The sequence below is a fragment of the Coralloluteibacterium thermophilum genome (genome assembly GCF_042654365.1).
In the GTDB taxonomy this organism is placed as follows: domain Bacteria; phylum Pseudomonadota; class Gammaproteobacteria; order Xanthomonadales; family Xanthomonadaceae; genus Coralloluteibacterium; species Coralloluteibacterium thermophilum.
Genome location: NZ_JBHSGG010000017.1, coordinates 17,117 through 33,003, shown reverse-complemented (window position 1 = coordinate 33,003; position 15,887 = coordinate 17,117). Strand labels below are relative to the sequence as shown.

Genomic DNA, 15,887 nt, shown 5'->3' with positions numbered 1-15,887 from the left:
GGGTCAGCGCGACTCCGGCGGCGAGGACAGCAGCAGCACGCGGCCGACGCCGGCCTGCTGCATCAGCGCCATGCCCTGCATGATCACGCCGTACTCGGCGCGGGTGTCGCCGGCGACGTAGACCGGCACGTTCGGGTTGTTGCGGGCGAAGGCGCCGACCCTGGCGATCAGGGTGGCCTCGTCGAGCTCCTCGCGGGGCGCCTCGGCCAGGCGCAGGAAGTAGCGCCCGTCGGCGGTCACCTCCAGGACGACCGGCTCGCCCTCGTTGTTGATGCCGCGCGCGTTGGACTGCGGCAGGTCCACCTCCACGCCGAGGTTCAACAGCGGCGCGGTGACCATGAAGATGATCAGCAGCACGAGCATCACGTCGATGTAGGGGACGACGTTGATCTCGTTCTTGAGCTTGCGGCGCGCGCGGCGCCCGGAAAACGTGGTGGACATGGCAGGCTCCGTCGGTAGCCCGGCGCGCGGCGCCGGGCGCGGCGATCATTCGTCGTCGAGGTGGGCCTGGCGCTGCAGGATCGAGGAGAACTCCTCGGCAAAGGCTTCGTAGCGCACGGCCAGGCGCTCGACCTTGGTCGCGTAGCGGTTGTACGCCACGACCGCCGGGATGGCTGCGAACAGGCCCATCGCCGTCGCGATCAGCGCCTCGGAAATGCCGGGCGCGACGGTGGCGATGGTCGCCTCGCGCATGCTCGCCAGGCTGTGGAAGCTGATCATGATGCCCCACACCGTGCCGAACAGGCCGACGTAGGGGCTGACCGAGCCGATCGAGGCCAGCAGCTCCACGTTCTGCTCCAGCGCATCGACCTCGCGCGAGAGCTGGGCCCGCATGGCGCGCTGGGCGCCCTCGAGCTGGGTCCGGGAGTCCACCGTGCGCTTCTTGGAGAGACGCCCGAACTCGCGGAAGCCGGCCTCGAAGATCGCCTCCATGCCGTGCACCTCCCGGTTGCGCTCGGAGGCGTTGCGGTAGAGCTGGGCGAGGTCGACGCCGGACCAGAACTTGTCCTCGAAGTCCTCGGCCTCGTCGAAGGCGCGGATGAACACCTTGCGCTTGCGGAAGATGATGACCCAGGAGGCGACCGACGCGGCGAGCAGGATCAGCATCACCAGCTGCACGGGGATGCTGGCGTGCAGGATGAGCTCGAGGTAGTTCAGGCCGCCGGAGGCGGCGGCGACGCTCGCCGCGGCCTCCGGGAAGGCCATGGCGGTCGCTTCCGCGCCCTCGGGAAGCGGCGTGGCGGTGGCGGCGGCGAAGACGGGGATCGGGGTCATCCAGTGGCTCCAGGTGGATCGGTCTCCGCGGCCAGCCAGTCCGGCAGCGCCCGCGGCTTGAAATCTCGGTTGATGCAGGCGACGCGCACCTCGGCCTCGACCAGTACCTCGTCGCCGCGGCACACGCGCTGGGCGAAGGTCATGCTCGCGCCGCGGCGCGCGCCGACCTCCACCGTCACGTCCAGCAGATCGTCCAGGCGCGCGGGTCTGCGGAAATCCAGCCGCATGCCGCGCACCACCAGGAGGATGTCCTCGCGCTCGCCCAGCTCGCGCTGCCCGAACCCCTGCGCGCGCAGCCACTCGGTGCGGGCGCGCTCGAGGAAGCGCACGTAGCTGGCGTGGTAGACCACCCCGCCGGCGTCGGTATCTTCCCAGTAAACCCGGGTCGGAAAGATGAACATTCGCAAACCTTTATGACCCTTCGTTGCCATTCGACTCGAACAGGTCGGCCGGCGGCGCCTTGCCCGCCAGCCCGAAGTGGCGGTACGCCCGGGCGCTGGCCATGCGGCCGCGCGCGGTGCGCACGAGATAGCCCTGCTGGATGAGGTAGGGCTCGATCACGTCCTCGATGGTGCCGCGCTCCTCGGAGAGCGACGCGGCCAGGGACTCGACGCCGACCGGGCCGCCGTCGAAGTGCTCGATGAGGGTGCGCAGCAGCCGGCGGTCCAGCTCGTCGAAGCCCTCCGGGTCGACCTTGAGCATCTGCATGGCCGCCTGCGCCGCCTCCAGGGTGATCCGGCCGCCGGCCATCACCTGCGCATAGTCGCGCACCCGGCGCAGCAGGCGGTTGGCGATGCGGGGCGTGCCGCGCGAACGCCGGGCGATCTCGCCCGCGCCCGCGGCGTCGCACGCGATGCCCATGATCTGCGCGGAGCGGCGCACGATGCGGGTCAGCTCTTCGGCCGAATAGAACTCCAGGCGCTGCACGATGCCGAAGCGGTCGCGCAGCGGCGCCGTCAGCAGGCCGGCGCGCGTGGTCGCGCCGATCAGGGTGAAGGGCGGCAGATCGAGCTTGATCGAGCGCGCCGCGGGGCCCTCGCCGATCATGATGTCGATCTGGAAGTCCTCCATCGCCGGGTACAGCACCTCCTCGATCACCGGCTGCATGCGGTGGATCTCGTCGATGAAGAGGACGTCGTGCGGCTGCAGGTTGGTCAGCAGCGCCGCCAAGTCGCCGGCACGCTCGATCACCGGGCCCGACGTCTGGCGCAGGCCGACACCCATCTCGTTGGCGATGACCTGGGACAGCGTGGTCTTGCCCAGCCCCGGCGGCCCGAAGATCAGCACGTGGTCGAGCGCCTCGCCGCGGCGCTTGGCCGCCTCGATGTAGATGCCGAGCTGCTCGCGCACCGGCGCCTGGCCGAGGTACTCGTCCAGGCGGCGGGGGCGGATGCTGGCCTCCAGCGCATCGTCCTCTCGGGTGGCGCCGGCCGCGATGATGCGCGCGTCGTTCATCGGCCAATGGTCGCACGACTGCCCGTGCGCGGCGTAGCGGGCGGGTGGACGTCCGGGCACACTACGCGCCGCTGCGGATGGTCCGCAGGAGAGCGGCGTTGCTGCGACAGGGCATCCGACATCCGGCACGGCTGGTCCCGATCGCGTTCCTGGGCGCCATCCTGGTCGGCACGCTGCTCCTCATGCTGCCGGCCGCCCGCGCCGACGCCGGCGCGGCGCCGTTCCTCACCGCACTCTTCACCGCGACCTCGGCCGTCTGCGTGACCGGGCTGGCGGTCGTGGACACGCCGACCTACTGGTCCGGTTTCGGCCAGGGCGTGATCCTGGCGCTGTTCCAGGCCGGCGGGTTCGGCATCATGACCGGCGCCACCCTGCTCGGTCTGCTGGTCGCACGCCGGCTCAGGCTGGCGACGCGCCTGGTCGCCCAGGCCGAGACCCGAAGCCTGGGCCTGGGCGACGTCATGGGCGTGCTGCGGCTGATCGTGCTGGTGACGCTGGCGGTCGAGGCGCTGGTCGCCTGCCTGCTCGCCCTGCGCCTGCACTTCGGGCACGACGAGCCCTGGCCGACCGCCCTTTGGAACGGGCTCTTCCAGGCCGTCTCCGCCTTCAACAACGCGGGCTTCTCCACCTACTCCGACAGCATGACGGCGTTCGCGAGCGACCCGATGGTGCTGCTGCCGATCATGCTCGCGGTCGTCCTCGGCGGCCTGGGCTTTCCGGTGCTCTACGAGCTGCGCCGGCGCCCGCTCGGCTGGCGACACTGGACGGTGCACAGCAAGATCACCCTGCTCGGTACCGCCATCCTTCTCGGCGGTGGCGCGCTGGTGATCGGCGCCTACGAATGGGGCAACGCCGCGACGCTCGGCGCCCTCGCGCCAGGCGACCGGGTGCTCGGCGCCCTGTTCCACTCGGCCATGGCGCGCACCGCCGGCTTCAACAGCGTCGACGTGGGCGCCATGACCGCCGAGACGCTGGCCGCGCACTACGCGCTCATGTTCATCGGCGGCGGGAGTGCCGGTACCGCCGGCGGCATCAAGGTGACGACCTTCTTCCTGCTCGGCTTCGTCGTCTGGGCGGAGGTGCGCGGCAGCCGCGACACCACGGCCTTCGGCCGCCGCATCTCGCTGGAGACCCAGCGCCAGGCGCTCAGCATCGTACTGCTCGGCGTGGCCGTGCTGGCCGTCGGCACCCTGGCGCTGCTGACCGCCACCGACGAGCCGCTGCCGGCAGTGATGTTCGAGGCGATCTCGGCGTTCGCGACCGTCGGGCTCTCCACCGGGATCACCGCGCGCCTGCCGGAGGCCGGGCAGGCGGTGCTGATCGTGCTCATGTTCGTGGGCCGCGTCGGTACCATCACCGTGGCGACGGCACTCGCACTGCGCAGCCGCCACGCCCCCTTCCGTTATCCAGAGGAGCGCCCCATCGTTGGCTAGGCAGGCATCCCAGGGCGGCGACAGCGTCGTCGTCATCGGCCTCGGCCGCTTCGGCGGCGCGGTGGCCAGTTCCCTCGTCCGCCTCGGACACGACGTGCTCGGCATCGACGAGAATCCGGAGGTGGTCCAGCGCTGGGCGGACGAGCTCACCCACGTGGTCCAGGCGGACACCACCAACGCGGAGACGCTGCGGCAGCTCGGCGTGGGCGACTTCGACCGTGCCGTGGTCGGCATCGGCAACGACATCGAGGCCAGCGTCCTCACCGTGCTCGCGCTCGAGGACCTGCACGTCCGCGACATCTGGGCCAAGGCGACCAGCACCAAGCACGGCCGCATCCTCGAGCGCACCGGCGCACACCATGTGGTCTACCCCGAGGCCGCCATGGGCGAGCGCGTCGCGCACCTCGTCGACGGCAAGATGATCGACTTCATCGAGTTCGACGACGGCTTCGCCATCGCCAAGACGGCGGCACCGCGCGAGGCCTTCGGCAAGACCCTCAGCGAGTCGGAGCTCCGCACCCGGTACGGGGTCACGGTGGTGGGGCTGAAGCGCAGGAAGAACGACTTCACCTACGCCAAGGCCGACACCATCGTGGAACCCGGCGACATCCTCATCGTGTCCGGCGCGACGCGGAAGGTGGAGACCTTCGCCGCGCGCACCTGAGCGGCCGGGCTCAGATCTCGATCTGCGCGCCGAGCTCGACCAGGCGGTTGCCGGGAATCCGGAAGAAGCCGGTCGCCGGCGCGGCGTTGCGCAGCATCACCGCGAACAGCCGGTCGCGCCACACCGGCATGCCCCGGCGCGCGCGGGCGACCACCGTCTCGCGGCTGGCGAAGTAGGTGGTCTCCATGGGATCGAACACCAGGTCGCTCTGGTCGCAGGCCTGCATCAGCGCCAGCGGCACGTCCGGCGTCTCCATGAAGCCGAAGCGCACCCGCACCTTGTGGAAGCCGTCGCCCAGCGACTCGACCAGCAGGCGCCTGTGCGAGTACGGCACCGCGAGGATCTCGACCGTCAGGAAGACGTTGGTCTCGTGCAGCACCTTGTTGTGCTTGAGGTTGTGCATCAGCGCCTGCGGCACGACGCTGTTGTCCGAGGTGAGGAAGATCGCCGTGCCCGGCACCCGCACCGGCGGCGCCAGCATCAGGCTCGGCAGGAAGTCCACCAGCGGGATGCCGATCTTGCGCAGTTCCTCGCTCAGCAGCGTGCGCCCCCGCCGCCAGGTGCGCAGCAGGGTGAACAGCACCACGCCCAGCAGCACCGGGAACCAGCCGCCCTGCAGGACCTTGGCGCCGTTGGCGATGACGAAGGCGATGTCGAAGACCAGGAACAGCAGGCACAGCGGCAGCACGAAGCGCCGCCAGCTCGGCCACAGCGCACGCGCCACGATCGCCAGCAGCAGGGTGTCGATGAGCATGGTCATCGACACCGAGATGCCGTAGGCGGTGGCGAGCGCCGAGGAGGTCTGGAAGCCCAGCACCAGCGCCACCACGATCACCATCATCGACCAGTTGATCGCCGGGATGTAGATCTGGCCGATGGCCTCGCTGGAGGTGTGCTTGATCTGCATGCGCGGGATGTAGCCCAGCTGCATGGCCTGCCGCGCCACCGAGAAGCCGCCGGTGATGACCGCCTGCGAGGCGATCACGGTGGCGGCGGTCGCCAGCACGATCATCGGGATGCGCCCCCACTCCGGCACGCCGATGTAGAACGGGTTGCGGATCGCAGTGGGGTCCTCGAGCACCAGGGCGCCCTGGCCGAGGTAGTTCAGCATCAGCGACGGCAGCACGAAGAAGTACCAGGCGTAGCGGATGGGCCTGGCACCGAAGTGGCCCATGTCGGTGTAGATGGCCTCGCCCCCGGTCACCGCCAGCACCACCGCGCCCAGGATGAAGATGCCGTGCCAGCTGTGGTTGATGAAGAACTGCACCGCCCAGTACGGGTTGATGGCCTTCAGCACCTCGGGCTCGTGCAGGATGTTGACCACGCCCAGCACCGCCAGCACCAGGAACCACAGCCCGGTGATCGGCCCGAACACCCGCCCGACCCTGGCCGTGCCGAAGCGCTGGGTCGCGAACAGCGCCACCAGCACCAGCACGGTGAGCGGCACGATCCAGCTGTGCAGCTGCGGCGCCACCACCTCCAGCCCCTCGATCGCCGAGAGCACGGAGATCGCCGGCGTGATCACCCCGTCGCCGAAGAACAGCGAGGCGCCGAACACCCCGAGGATGCCGACCAGGTAGGTGGATTTCGAGCCGCTCGGCATGGTGCGCTGGGCCAGCGCCATCAGCGCCATGATGCCGCCCTCGCCCTCGTTGTCGGCGCGCATGATGATGGTCACGTACTTCAGCGTGACCACCAGCATCAGCGACCAGAACACCAGCGACAGCAGGCCGAGCACGGTGTCGTGGTTGGCGACCAGGCCGTAGTGCGGGGAGAAGGCCTCCCGGATGGTGTAGAGCGGGCTGGTGCCGATGTCGCCGAACACCACGCCGATGGCGCCGACGATGAGGCCGGCGAGGCCGATGTTGCCGTGGCCGCCCTGCTCGGCGGAGCGCGCGTTGCGCGGGTCGCGGGGGGTGGCGCTCATCGCGGTGCGGCCTCGGACGGCGGACGGGACATCGCTACACCCGCAGCGCCGATTTGAGCGCCTTGCGGATGATCGCCTCGGGGCCGTCGCCCTCCTCGGCCACCTTGTCCGCCATGCGCTGCGCCTCGGCCGGCTTGTAGCCGAGCTGTTGCAGGGCGATCACCGCCTCCGAGCGCGCGTCCATCGGGATGCCCCCCGCCTGCGCGGGCAGCGCGCCGGGGGCGCCGCCGGCGAGCTCGGCCGCGCGGTCGCGCAGCTCCACCACCATGCGCTCGGCGGTCTTCTTGCCGATGCCGGGAATGCGGGTGAGCGCGGTGACGTCGCCGGCCTGCACCAGGCGCGCGAACTCGTCCACGCTCACCCCGGAGAGGATGGCGAGGGCGATCTTGGCGCCGATGCCGGTCACCTTCTGCACGTCGCGGAACAGCCGCCGCTCGGGCTCGCGGAGGAAGCCGTAGAGGGAGACCGAGTCCTCCTTCTGCGCGTAGTGGGTGAACAGCACGACCTCGCGGCCCACGTCGGGCAGGTCGTAGATCGTGCTCATCGGCGCCTCCAGCTCGTAGCCCACGCCGTTGACGTCGATCACCAGCCACGGCGGCTGCTTGTGCGCGAGGATGCCCTTGAGTCGTCCGATCATCGTCCGGTCTTCTTGGATCAGCGGCGCGTGCCGCGGCGGCGGAGCAGCGCGGAGGCGAGTACGCCCGTGCGCGCGGCAAGGAGGCGCGAATGCGCATGGGTGATGGCCACCGCCAGCGCGTCGGCGGCGTCGGCCTGCAGGCGACCGTCGACGTTCAGCAGCACGCCGACCATGTGCTGGACCTGGGTCTTCTCGGCCGCGCCGCGGCCGACCACGGCGTTCTTGATCTGCATCGGCGAATACTCGTGCACCGGCAGGCCGCAGTGCACCGCTGCGCAGATCGCCGCGCCGCGCGCCTGGCCGAGCTTGAGCGCCGAGTCCGGATTGCGCGAGACGAACACGCGCTCGATGGCGACCTCCTGCGGCCGGTGCGTCTCGATGAGGCCGCAGATGCCGTCGAAGATCGCCTTGAGCCGCAGCGGGAAGTCCTCGGCGCCGCCCACCGCCAGCGCGGCGTGGAAGACGTGGGCGGGGCGCCCCAGGGCGTCGGCGTCGACCACGCCGATCCCGGTGCGGACCGAGCCGGGATCGATGCCGAGCACGCGGGCGCCGGCCGCATCCTGGACGGGTTGCGGCGGGCGGATCGGGGGGATCGGAGCGGCCATGGCGGTGTGACGGCGTCCCGGCGGCGCATGGTGCGGTGCGGAAAGCGGCGCAGTGTGCACCAGGGCGGGGCCGGGGTCACCCCCTGCCCTGCGTCAGGCGTAGGCGTCGTGGCCGAGGTCGGCGTTGTGGTAGACGTTCTGGACGTCGTCGATGTCCTCGAGCCAGTCCAGCAGCTTGACGATCTGCCGGGCGGTGTCGCCCTCGGCGGCGACGTCGTTGTCGGCGCGCAGGGTGACCTCGGCCTCGTCGGGCGCGAGCCCGGCATCGAGCACCGCCTTGCGGACGGCCTCGAAGTCCTCCGGCGCGGCCAGCACCTCGATGCTCCCGTCGTCGTGGACCCGGATGTCCTCGGCGCCCGCCTCGATGGCGATCTCGGTGATGCGCTCCTCGTCCGCGCCCGCGGCGAACGCGACCACGCCGAGCTTGCGGAACATGAAGGCCACCGAACCGTCGGTGCCGAGGTTGCCGCCGAACTTGTTGAAGGCGTGCCGCACGTCGGCCACGGTGCGGTTGCGGTTGTCGGTGAGCGTATCGACGATCACCGCCACGCCGCCCGGGGCATAGCCCTCGAAGCGGATCTCCTCGTACTCCACGCCCTCGAGCTCGCCGGTCGCCTTCTTGATCGCGCGCTCGATGACGTCCTTGGACATGTTGGCCGACAGGCCCTTGTCCACGGCGGCGCGCAGGCGCGGATTGTTGGCGGGGTCCCCGCCACCCGCACGGGCGGCGACGCCGATCTCGCGGATGATCTTGGTGAAGATCTTGCCGCGCTTGGCATCGCTGGCGTTCTTGCGGGCCTCGATCGACGGTCCTCTACCCATGGGGTGCTCTTCGCGTGTGCTGGAGTGACGGGGGCGGGATTTTACTCCCGCGGGCGGTCCGGGAAACGCCCGTGGCGCAGGAAGGCCGCGCAGGCCGCCGCGGCCTCCGTGGAGAACAGCAGCCCCGAATGCGAGGCGTGGACCACGCAGTGCCCGGCCAGCCGCGGCGAGCGCGTCTCCGCCAGCGCCACCGAGCCGTCGTGCGGGCCGTCGAAGCGGCGCACCACCGCCCCCAGTCCGTGCGGCGCGTCGCCGGCGATCATGCCGACGCAGCAGTCGCCCCAGTCGCATGCCCCTGCCGCCAGCGCCTCGCGCGCGCAGCCGAGCAGGACGCGCCCACCGGGCAGGCGCGCCACGCTGGCCGCGGTCGGACTGGGCGAGAGCGGGCTGCCGAGACAGACGATGCGGCGCACCGCACCCGGCGCCGCGGCGGCCGCGCGCACGGCCAGCAGGCCGCCCAGGGAATGCCCCACCAGATGCGCCGGCGGGCCGCCGCGGATCGCCTCCAGCAGGCGCCGGACGCACGCTTCGTGCGCCTCCCGCACGCTGCCGTAGCCGAAGCGCTCCGGTGCGAAACCGGCGGCACGCAGGCGCCGGGCGAGCGGCGCCATCGACCACGGCCCCATCCACAGGCCGTGGATCAGCAGGACGCGGGACGCGCCGGCGGCGGCCTCCGCGCTCATCGCAGCGCGCGGTTGAGCCAGGCGCGCGCGAAACGCAGGTCGCGCTCGACCGTGGGCACCGACACACCGAGGGCCTCGGCGATGTCCGCATGGCCCATGCCGCCGAAGTAGCTCATCTCGATCGCCCGCGCCGCGCGCGCGTCCTCCTCCGCCAGCCGCTCCAGCGCCTGGTGCAGGGCCAGCACGTCGATGGCTGCGGTGGCGTCGGGATCCGCGCCCGCGCCGACCGCCGACAGGGTGACCTGCTCGCCCCCGTCGCGCTTGGCGGCGGCCAGGGCGCGGGCGTGGTCCACGAGGACGGAGCGCATCTTGAGCGAGGCGACCGCGCAGAAGTGCGCGCGGTCGGCGAAGGTCGCCTCGCGCCCGAGCATGCGCAGCAGCGCCTCGTTCACCAGCACCGTGGGCTGCAGCAGTCCGTCGCCGCGGCTGCCGCGCAGCTGCGAGGCGGCCATGTCGCGCAGCGTGTGGTAGACCATCTCCACGAGCCGGTCGCGCGAGGCGTCGTCGCCGTCGCGCCAGGCCCGAAGCAGCAGTGTCGCCTGTTCAGCCATCCCCTCGCCCAACCGGCAGCGCCGCCGGATCCCGGCGGATTCTAGCCGCGGGCGCCGGGCTCAGGCCTTCGGCCGCACCTGCACGTGGACCTCGGCCAGCTGCGCATCCGGGATCGGCGAGGGCGCGGCCGTCATCAGGTCCTGCGCGGTGGTGGTCTTGGGGAAGGCGATGACGTCGCGGATCGACTCGGTGCCCGCCATCAGCGCCGCGATGCGGTCGATGCCGAAGGCGATGCCGCCGTGCGGCGGCGCGCCGAAGCGCAGCGCGTCGAGCAGGAAGCCGAACTTGGCCTGCGCCTCCTCGGCGCCGATGCCGAGCAGCTCGAACACGGCCGCCTGCATCGAGGAACGGTGGATGCGGATCGAGCCGCCGCCGATCTCGTTGCCGTTGAGCACCATGTCGTAGCCGCGCGACACCGCGGTCCGCGCGTTCGCGCGCAGGTCGGCCTCGTCGTCCACGGCCGGCGCGGTGAACGGGTGATGCAGTGCGACGTAGCGCCCCTCCTCCTCGTCCCACTCGAACATCGGGAAGTCGGTGACCCACAGCGGCTTCCAGCCGTTGCCGACACGGCCGAGGTCGCGGCCGACCTTGAGCCGCACCGCGCCCATGAAGTCGCACACCACCTTGTAGGGCCCCGCGCCGAACAGCAGCAGGTCGCCGGACTGCGCGCCGGTCGCGGCCAGCACCGCCGCCAGCACCGCGTCGTCGAGGAACTTGGCGATGGGCGAGTTCACGCCCTCGCGGCCCTTGGCCTCGTCCTCGACCTTGATCCAGGCCAGGCCCTTGGCGCCGAACTTCGCCGCATGCGCGCCGAGCTCGTCGATCTGCTTGCGCGACAGCGCCGCGCCCTCGGGCACGCGCAGCGCGGCGACCCGGCCCTCGGGATGCGAGGCCCAGTCGGCGAACACCTTGAAGTCGCAGCCGGCGACCGCCGTGGCCACGTCGACCAGTTCGAGGTCGATGCGCAGGTCCGGCTTGTCCGAGCCGTAGCGGCGCATGGCCTCGGCGTAGGTCATGCGCGGGAAGGGGGCATCGAGCTCGACGTCGACGACCTCGCGGAACACCGTGCGGATCATCTCCTCCGTGGTGGCCTGCACCTCGCGCTCGTCGACCCAGGCGAACTCCATGTCGAGCTGGGTGAACTCGAGCTGGCGGTCGGCGCGCAGGGCCTCGTCGCGGAAGCAGCGCGCGATCTGGTAGTAGCGGTCGAAGCCCGCGACCATGAGGATCTGCTTGAACAGCTGCGGCGACTGCGGCAGGGCGTAGAACTCGCCGGGATGCATACGCGCAGGCACCAGGAAGTCGCGCGCGCCCTCGGGCGTCGCCTTGGTGAGGATGGGCGTCTCGATGTCCTGGAAGCCGCGCTCGTCCAGCCAGCGCCGCAGCGCCTGCACCAGGCGGATGCGGGTGCGCATCATGCGCTGCATCTCGGGCCGGCGGAGGTCGAGGTAGCGGTAGGTGAGGCGCGCTTCCTCGCCGGGCGTCTCGTGCAGGTAGAACGGCAGGGTCTCGGCCTTGTTCAGCACCTCGATGCGGCTGGCCACGATCTCGACCCTGCCGGTGCGGATCTTCGCGTTGACGCTGTGGCGCGCGCGCACCGTGCCGGTGATGCGCAGGCAATCCTCGTAGCCGACCTCGGCCGCGATCTCGAACACCGCCCTGTCGTCCGGCTCGGCCACCACCTGCACGATGCCCTCGTGGTCGCGCAGGTCGATGAAGCACACGCCCCCGAGGTTGCGGGCGACGTCGGCCCAGCCGCACAGGGTGACGGTCTGGCCGATCAGCGCCTCGTCGACGAGGCCGCAGAAATGGGTACGCATGGAGGGTCCGGTGCCGGGAAAAAGCGAGCCGGCAATGGTAGGGCCGGGCCGGACGGGGGGCAATTCGGGGTGAAGCCGGGAATCGGGAATCGGGAAGCGGGAAAGGCCCAGGCCCGGCTCCCGGCCGCCTTCACTTCGCCCGCCGCGCGACGGAAGACCGCATCAGCGCGCGCTTCAGGTCCCGAGTCCCTCTTCCCGATTCCCGCCCCGAACTACCGAAGACAGGGAGGCGGGAATGGAAAAAGCCAGGCCGCGCTCGTCCTTCCACTTCGCCCGCCCGTGACGAAAGCCGCCACGCCAACACGCGCTCCGGGTCCCGATTCCCTCTTCCCGATTCCCGCTCCTACTCATGCCCCCACGGCGCCGGCGGGGCCTCGATCTCCCGGGTCAGGTCGAAGCGCACGCGGAACAGGCGGTCGGTGCCGGGGCGGGCGAGTTCGTAGACGAAGGTCTCGCCGGGCTCGATCTCCATCGCCCACACGTTGACGACGGAGGCCACCAGGCCCTCGCGCTCGAACAGGGCGACGGAGTCGGCATCGACCGGGAACTCCTGGCGCTGCGCGGTCCCGGGCGCGTCGGTGTCGCCGCCGTACATGGTGAGCACGTCCTCGCTGCCGTCCTCGTGGCGGTGGTCGTGCTTGAGGCGCAGGCCGGTGTCGGTGCGGGTGATCACCCAGGTGCGCGAGCGGTCCTCGCCCACGTGGAAGGGCACCTTGATCTCGCCGTCGGCGCATTCGCGCACGTGCATCACCAGTTGCTGGCCGGCGAACGCGCTGTCCGGCTGCGCGGGCACGTCGGTCTCGATCTCGCCGGCGAAGGCCTGTCCGCAGTGCTGCGCGAGCGCCGCGAGGAAGGCGTCCGCAGGCGCCGCCTGGGTCGCGGGCGCGGCCGCCCCGGTGCTGTCGGAGGCCGGCGGTGCGGGCGGCGCGGAGGGCTCGCCGCCACCGCAGGCGGTCAGGAGAAGGGCGCCGGCGACGGCGAACGAAAGGGTGTAGGGACGGAGTCGGTTCATGCCCCGACCCTAACCGCGCCGGCCGGCGAGCACAACGCGGCGCAGGCGGCGCGGTTGGGCCGGAGGGCCCCCCGTGCTAGAATTCGCCTTGCAGCACGTGCGCTTACGCGCCCATGGCCCCATGCCGGCTGCGTCTTCCGGTGGCCCCGCCACCACCTCCGTTCGCCCGCCGTCGTCGCGGGCGATGTCCTCCGGCGACGTGCGTGTCGCCACTCCTCGCGATGGCCGGCAACGGCGTTGTCCTTTCCGCGAAGGAGCCATCGCAGGTTCAGCACAACGAAGGGGAACCGCGTGACCCGAACCGAGACCACTTCCGCATCCTTCCGTCCGCTCCCGCGCCAGCACCCCTGGCTGCTGGCGACCGATCTCGACGGCACCTTCCTCGCCGGCAGCCCCGAGCGGCGCCACGAGCTCTACCAGTTGCTCTCCGCGCGCACCGACCTGCGCCTGGTCTACGTGACCGGGCGCGGCCTGGAGTCGGTGCTGCCCCTGCTCTCCGATCCGTCCCTGCCGCGACCGGACTACATCGTCTGCGACGTCGGCGGAACCCTCGTCGACGGCCGCACCCTCCAGCCGGTGCAGCCCCTGCAGGAGGGCATCGATGCGCGCTGGCCCGGCGAACGCAAGGTGATCGAGGCGCTCGGCGCCTGGCCCGGCCTCGAACGCCAGGACGTGCCCCAGGACCGCCGCGTGTCCTACTTCTGCGAGCCGGGCGCGGTCACCGACGCGCTGCGCGCCCACGTCGAGAGCATGGACCTCGACCTGCTGTACTCCGCGGACCGCTACCTCGACGTGCTGCCGCGCGGCGTGAGCAAGGGCGCGGCCCTGGTCGCGCTGGCCGAGCACCTGGACGTGCCGCGCGACTCCATCCTCGTCGCGGGCGACACCCTCAACGACCTGTCGATGTACCAGCACGGCTTCCGCGGCGTGTGCGTGGGCGAGTCGGAGATCGGGCTGCTGGCCCAGACCGAAGCGCTGGGCCACGTGCTGCACGCCCGCGAACCGGGCTGCGGCGGCATCCTGGAGGCGCTGGCGCATTTCGGCCTGCACGACGCGCCGCCGGTGCCCGCCGGGGTGGGCAACGCGCCCTGCGGCGAATCCGAGCTGGTCATCGTCTACCACCGCCTGCCGTACGAGGAGTACGTCGCCGACGGCGAGGTGAGGCGCCGCAGCCACGCGTCGCCGAACGGCATCATCCCCACCCTGCTGAGCTTCTTCGGCCAGGGCCGCAAGGGCTCCTGGGTCGCCTGGACGCAGCATGCCGGCGGCGAGGGTTTCGAGCCCAACACGATGGTGGATGCCGAACGCTACCCGGGGCTCACCGCCTCGCGCGTGGCCCTGAGCAAGACCGAGGTCGACATCTTCTACAAGCAGTTCTCGAAGGAGGCCTTCTGGCCGCTGCTGCACACCTTCTGGGAACGCGCGCGCTTCCGCGAGGACCACTGGCGCGTCTATCTGCGCGTCAACCGCGCCTTCGCCGAGCGCGCCGCGGCCGAGGCCGCGCCGGGGGCCACGGTCTGGATCCACGACTACAACCTGTGGATGGTCCCGGCCTACCTGCGCGAGATGCGCCCGGACCTGCGCATCGCCTTCTTCCACCACACCTACTTCCCCTCGGCCGACGTGTTCAACGTGGTGCCGTGGCGGCGCGAGATCCTCGGCAGCCTGCTGCAGTGCGACTACGTCGGCTTCCACATCCCGCGGCAGGTCGAGAACTTCGTCGACGTGGTGCGCGGCGTGCAGCCGGTGACCGTGCTGGAGCGCGAGCCCTGCGCGCCGCGCTACCTCACCTACGGGTGCGCGGTGGGCATCGAGCGCATGACCAGCGCGCTGCGCACGCACGGCCGCACCGTGCGGCTGGGCGCGCATCCGGTGGGCCTGGACCTGGACCGCGTGCGCAACGCCCTGCGCAGCGACGTGGTCCGCCAGCGCCGCGCCGAGCTGGAACAGGCCTTCGCCGGACGCAAGCTCATCCTCTCGGTCGAGCGGCTCGACTACACCAAGGGCACGCTGGAGAAGCTGCAGGCCTTCGAGCAGATGCTGGCCAGCGACCCGGAGCTGCACGGCAACGTCTCGCTGCTGTGCATCTGCGTGCCGGCGGCGCGCGAGATGACGGTCTACGACGAGCTGCAGCACAAGATCGAGCAGGCGGTGGGCCGCATCAACGGCCGCTTCTCCCGCGTCGGCTACGTGCCGGTGCAGTTCTTCTTCCGCGCGCTACCGTTCGAGGAGGTCGTCGCCTACTACGCCGAGGCCGACGTGATGTGGATCACCCCGCTGCGCGACGGGCTCAACCTGGTGTGCAAGGAGTACGTCGCCACCCAGGGCCTGACCCGCGGCGACGGCGTCCTGGTGCTGTCGGAGTTCGCCGGCGCCGCCGCCGAGCTGAAGGGCGCGCTGCTCACCAACCCGCACGACACCAGCGACCTGGCGACCGTCTGCCTCAACGCGCTGCGCATGCCGCGCGCCGAGCGCCGCAGCCGCATCCGCGGCCTGGTCGACATCGTGCGCCACCACGACATCGCCCGCTGGGGGCAGGGCTTCCTCGCGGCGGTGGACGCGACGGCGGGCGAGACCGCCGCGACCGAGGCGGACGCGGCGCTGACCGGCTGAGCGACGCGGAGCGAGAAGGACCAGCGTGCTTCTCTCGTTCCTCGCTCCTCATCTCTCACTTCTCGCCCGAAGAGCGCCCCCTCCCCAACCCTCCCCCGCTGTCCGCGGGGGAGGGGGCTGGTGGGCTTGAGCAGTGAATGGAGTGGAGAGGAGTGAGAAACGAGACGGGCGTGCTTCGCTCGTTCCTCGTTCCTCATGTCTCACTTCCCGCAGCAGAAGCGCCCCTCCCCAACCCTCCCCCGCTGTTCGCGGGGGAGGGGGCTGGTGGGCGTGGGCAGTGAATGGAGAGGAGTGAGAACCGAGAGGACGGGCGTGCTTCGCTCGTTCCTCGCCACTCATCTCTCGCTTCTCGCCAAAGAGCGCCCCCTCCCAACCCTCCCCCGCTGTCC

General features: G+C 71.2%; 15 protein-coding genes. 3 read left to right on the top strand and 12 right to left on the bottom strand.

Annotation, left to right across the window (positions count from 1 at the left end):
- Window positions 1-3 precede the first annotated feature (3 nt).
- The 4 genes from tolR to ruvB all read right to left on the bottom strand — a co-directional run bounded on the left by tolR (window position 4) and on the right by ruvB (window position 2,730).
- Window positions 4-441 (bottom strand): protein TolR, encoded by a 438-nt coding sequence (gene tolR / locus ACFO3Q_RS06350; protein WP_377003806.1) that lies wholly within the window; start codon window positions 439-441, stop codon window positions 4-6.
- Window positions 442-486: 45 nt separating this feature from the next.
- The gene (gene tolQ / locus ACFO3Q_RS06345) at window positions 487-1,206 is read right to left on the bottom strand and encodes a protein TolQ (protein ID WP_377003951.1); all 720 of its coding nucleotides are present in this window, start codon (window positions 1,204-1,206) and stop codon (window positions 487-489) included.
- A gap of 65 nt (window positions 1,207-1,271) precedes the next feature.
- Window positions 1,272-1,676, bottom strand: a complete 405-nt coding sequence (gene ybgC / locus ACFO3Q_RS06340) for a tol-pal system-associated acyl-CoA thioesterase (protein WP_377003805.1) — start codon at window positions 1,674-1,676, stop codon at window positions 1,272-1,274.
- 10 nt (window positions 1,677-1,686) lie between these two features.
- Window positions 1,687-2,730 (bottom strand): Holliday junction branch migration DNA helicase RuvB, encoded by a 1,044-nt coding sequence (gene ruvB, locus ACFO3Q_RS06335; RefSeq protein ID WP_377003804.1) that lies wholly within the window; start codon window positions 2,728-2,730, stop codon window positions 1,687-1,689.
- Window positions 2,731-2,828: 98 nt separating this feature from the next.
- Here ruvB and ACFO3Q_RS06330 point away from each other — a divergent pair, with 98 nt between their 5' ends.
- Both ACFO3Q_RS06330 and ACFO3Q_RS06325 read left to right on the top strand, forming a co-directional pair.
- The gene (locus ACFO3Q_RS06330; RefSeq protein ID WP_377003803.1) at window positions 2,829-4,163 is read left to right on the top strand and encodes a TrkH family potassium uptake protein; all 1,335 of its coding nucleotides are present in this window, start codon (window positions 2,829-2,831) and stop codon (window positions 4,161-4,163) included.
- Window positions 4,156-4,827 (top strand): potassium channel family protein, encoded by a 672-nt coding sequence (locus ACFO3Q_RS06325; RefSeq protein WP_377003802.1) that lies wholly within the window; start codon window positions 4,156-4,158, stop codon window positions 4,825-4,827. Before ACFO3Q_RS06330 ends, ACFO3Q_RS06325 begins: the two co-directional genes overlap by 8 nt.
- Window positions 4,828-4,837: 10 nt before the next feature.
- On the opposite strand, the gene ACFO3Q_RS06320 is transcribed toward ACFO3Q_RS06325, so the two are convergent.
- The 8 genes from ACFO3Q_RS06320 to ACFO3Q_RS06285 all read right to left on the bottom strand — a co-directional run bounded on the left by ACFO3Q_RS06320 (window position 4,838) and on the right by ACFO3Q_RS06285 (window position 12,885).
- Window positions 4,838-6,754, bottom strand: coding sequence for a potassium transporter Kup (locus ACFO3Q_RS06320; RefSeq protein ID WP_377003801.1), 1,917 nt, complete (start codon window positions 6,752-6,754; stop codon window positions 4,838-4,840).
- Between the two features lie 34 nt (window positions 6,755-6,788).
- Entirely contained in the window at window positions 6,789-7,391 is a 603-nt protein-coding gene (gene ruvA, locus ACFO3Q_RS06315) for a Holliday junction branch migration protein RuvA (protein WP_377003800.1), read from the bottom strand.
- A 17-nt stretch (window positions 7,392-7,408) separates the two neighbouring features.
- On the bottom strand, window positions 7,409-7,996 hold the full coding sequence (ruvC, locus tag ACFO3Q_RS06310; RefSeq protein WP_377003799.1) for a crossover junction endodeoxyribonuclease RuvC: 588 nt from the start codon (window positions 7,994-7,996) through the stop codon (window positions 7,409-7,411).
- A gap of 93 nt (window positions 7,997-8,089) precedes the next feature.
- Complete coding sequence (locus tag ACFO3Q_RS06305) at window positions 8,090-8,818, bottom strand: YebC/PmpR family DNA-binding transcriptional regulator (protein ID WP_377003798.1); 729 nt, start codon at window positions 8,816-8,818, stop codon at window positions 8,090-8,092.
- Window positions 8,819-8,859: 41 nt separating this feature from the next.
- Complete coding sequence (locus ACFO3Q_RS06300; protein WP_377003797.1) at window positions 8,860-9,501, bottom strand: esterase/lipase family protein; 642 nt, start codon at window positions 9,499-9,501, stop codon at window positions 8,860-8,862.
- Window positions 9,498-10,052, bottom strand: a complete 555-nt coding sequence (locus tag ACFO3Q_RS06295; protein ID WP_377003796.1) for an ECF-type sigma factor — start codon at window positions 10,050-10,052, stop codon at window positions 9,498-9,500. The genes ACFO3Q_RS06300 and ACFO3Q_RS06295 overlap by 4 nt, the downstream gene beginning before the upstream one ends.
- Before the next feature lie 60 nt (window positions 10,053-10,112).
- Window positions 10,113-11,873, bottom strand: coding sequence for an aspartate--tRNA ligase (gene aspS / locus ACFO3Q_RS06290; RefSeq protein ID WP_377003795.1), 1,761 nt, complete (start codon window positions 11,871-11,873; stop codon window positions 10,113-10,115).
- Window positions 11,874-12,216: 343 nt separating this feature from the next.
- Window positions 12,217-12,885: a hypothetical protein gene (locus ACFO3Q_RS06285; protein WP_377003794.1), complete on the bottom strand. Its 669-nt coding sequence runs from the start codon at window positions 12,883-12,885 to the stop codon at window positions 12,217-12,219.
- Between the two features lie 291 nt (window positions 12,886-13,176).
- On the opposite strand from ACFO3Q_RS06285, the gene ggpS reads away from it, so the two are divergent.
- Entirely contained in the window at window positions 13,177-15,498 is a 2,322-nt protein-coding gene (gene ggpS, locus ACFO3Q_RS06280; RefSeq protein ID WP_377003793.1) for a glucosylglycerol-phosphate synthase, read from the top strand.
- Window positions 15,499-15,887: the final 389 nt, after the last annotated feature.

Bases quoted from the DNA above. Each gene is read 5' to 3' on its own strand.
- tolR (WP_377003806.1), bottom strand. From the start codon at position 441: ATGTCCACCACGTTTTCCGGGCGCCGCGCGCGCCGCAAGCTCAAGAAC.
- tolQ (WP_377003951.1), bottom strand. From the start codon at position 1,206: ATGGCCTTCCCGGAGGCCGCGGCGAGCGTCGCCGCCGCCTCCGGCGGC.
- ybgC (WP_377003805.1), bottom strand. From the start codon at position 1,676: ATGTTCATCTTTCCGACCCGGGTTTACTGGGAAGATACCGACGCCGGC.
- ruvB (WP_377003804.1), bottom strand. From the start codon at position 2,730: ATGAACGACGCGCGCATCATCGCGGCCGGCGCCACCCGAGAGGACGAT.
- ACFO3Q_RS06320 (WP_377003801.1), bottom strand. From the start codon at position 6,754: ATGAGCGCCACCCCCCGCGACCCGCGCAACGCGCGCTCCGCCGAGCAG.
- ruvA (WP_377003800.1), bottom strand. From the start codon at position 7,391: ATGATCGGACGACTCAAGGGCATCCTCGCGCACAAGCAGCCGCCGTGG.
- ruvC (WP_377003799.1), bottom strand. From the start codon at position 7,996: ATGGCCGCTCCGATCCCCCCGATCCGCCCGCCGCAACCCGTCCAGGAT.
- ACFO3Q_RS06305 (WP_377003798.1), bottom strand. From the start codon at position 8,818: ATGGGTAGAGGACCGTCGATCGAGGCCCGCAAGAACGCCAGCGATGCC.
- ACFO3Q_RS06300 (WP_377003797.1), bottom strand. From the start codon at position 9,501: ATGAGCGCGGAGGCCGCCGCCGGCGCGTCCCGCGTCCTGCTGATCCAC.
- ACFO3Q_RS06295 (WP_377003796.1), bottom strand. From the start codon at position 10,052: ATGGCTGAACAGGCGACACTGCTGCTTCGGGCCTGGCGCGACGGCGAC.
- aspS (WP_377003795.1), bottom strand. From the start codon at position 11,873: ATGCGTACCCATTTCTGCGGCCTCGTCGACGAGGCGCTGATCGGCCAG.
- ACFO3Q_RS06285 (WP_377003794.1), bottom strand. From the start codon at position 12,885: ATGAACCGACTCCGTCCCTACACCCTTTCGTTCGCCGTCGCCGGCGCC.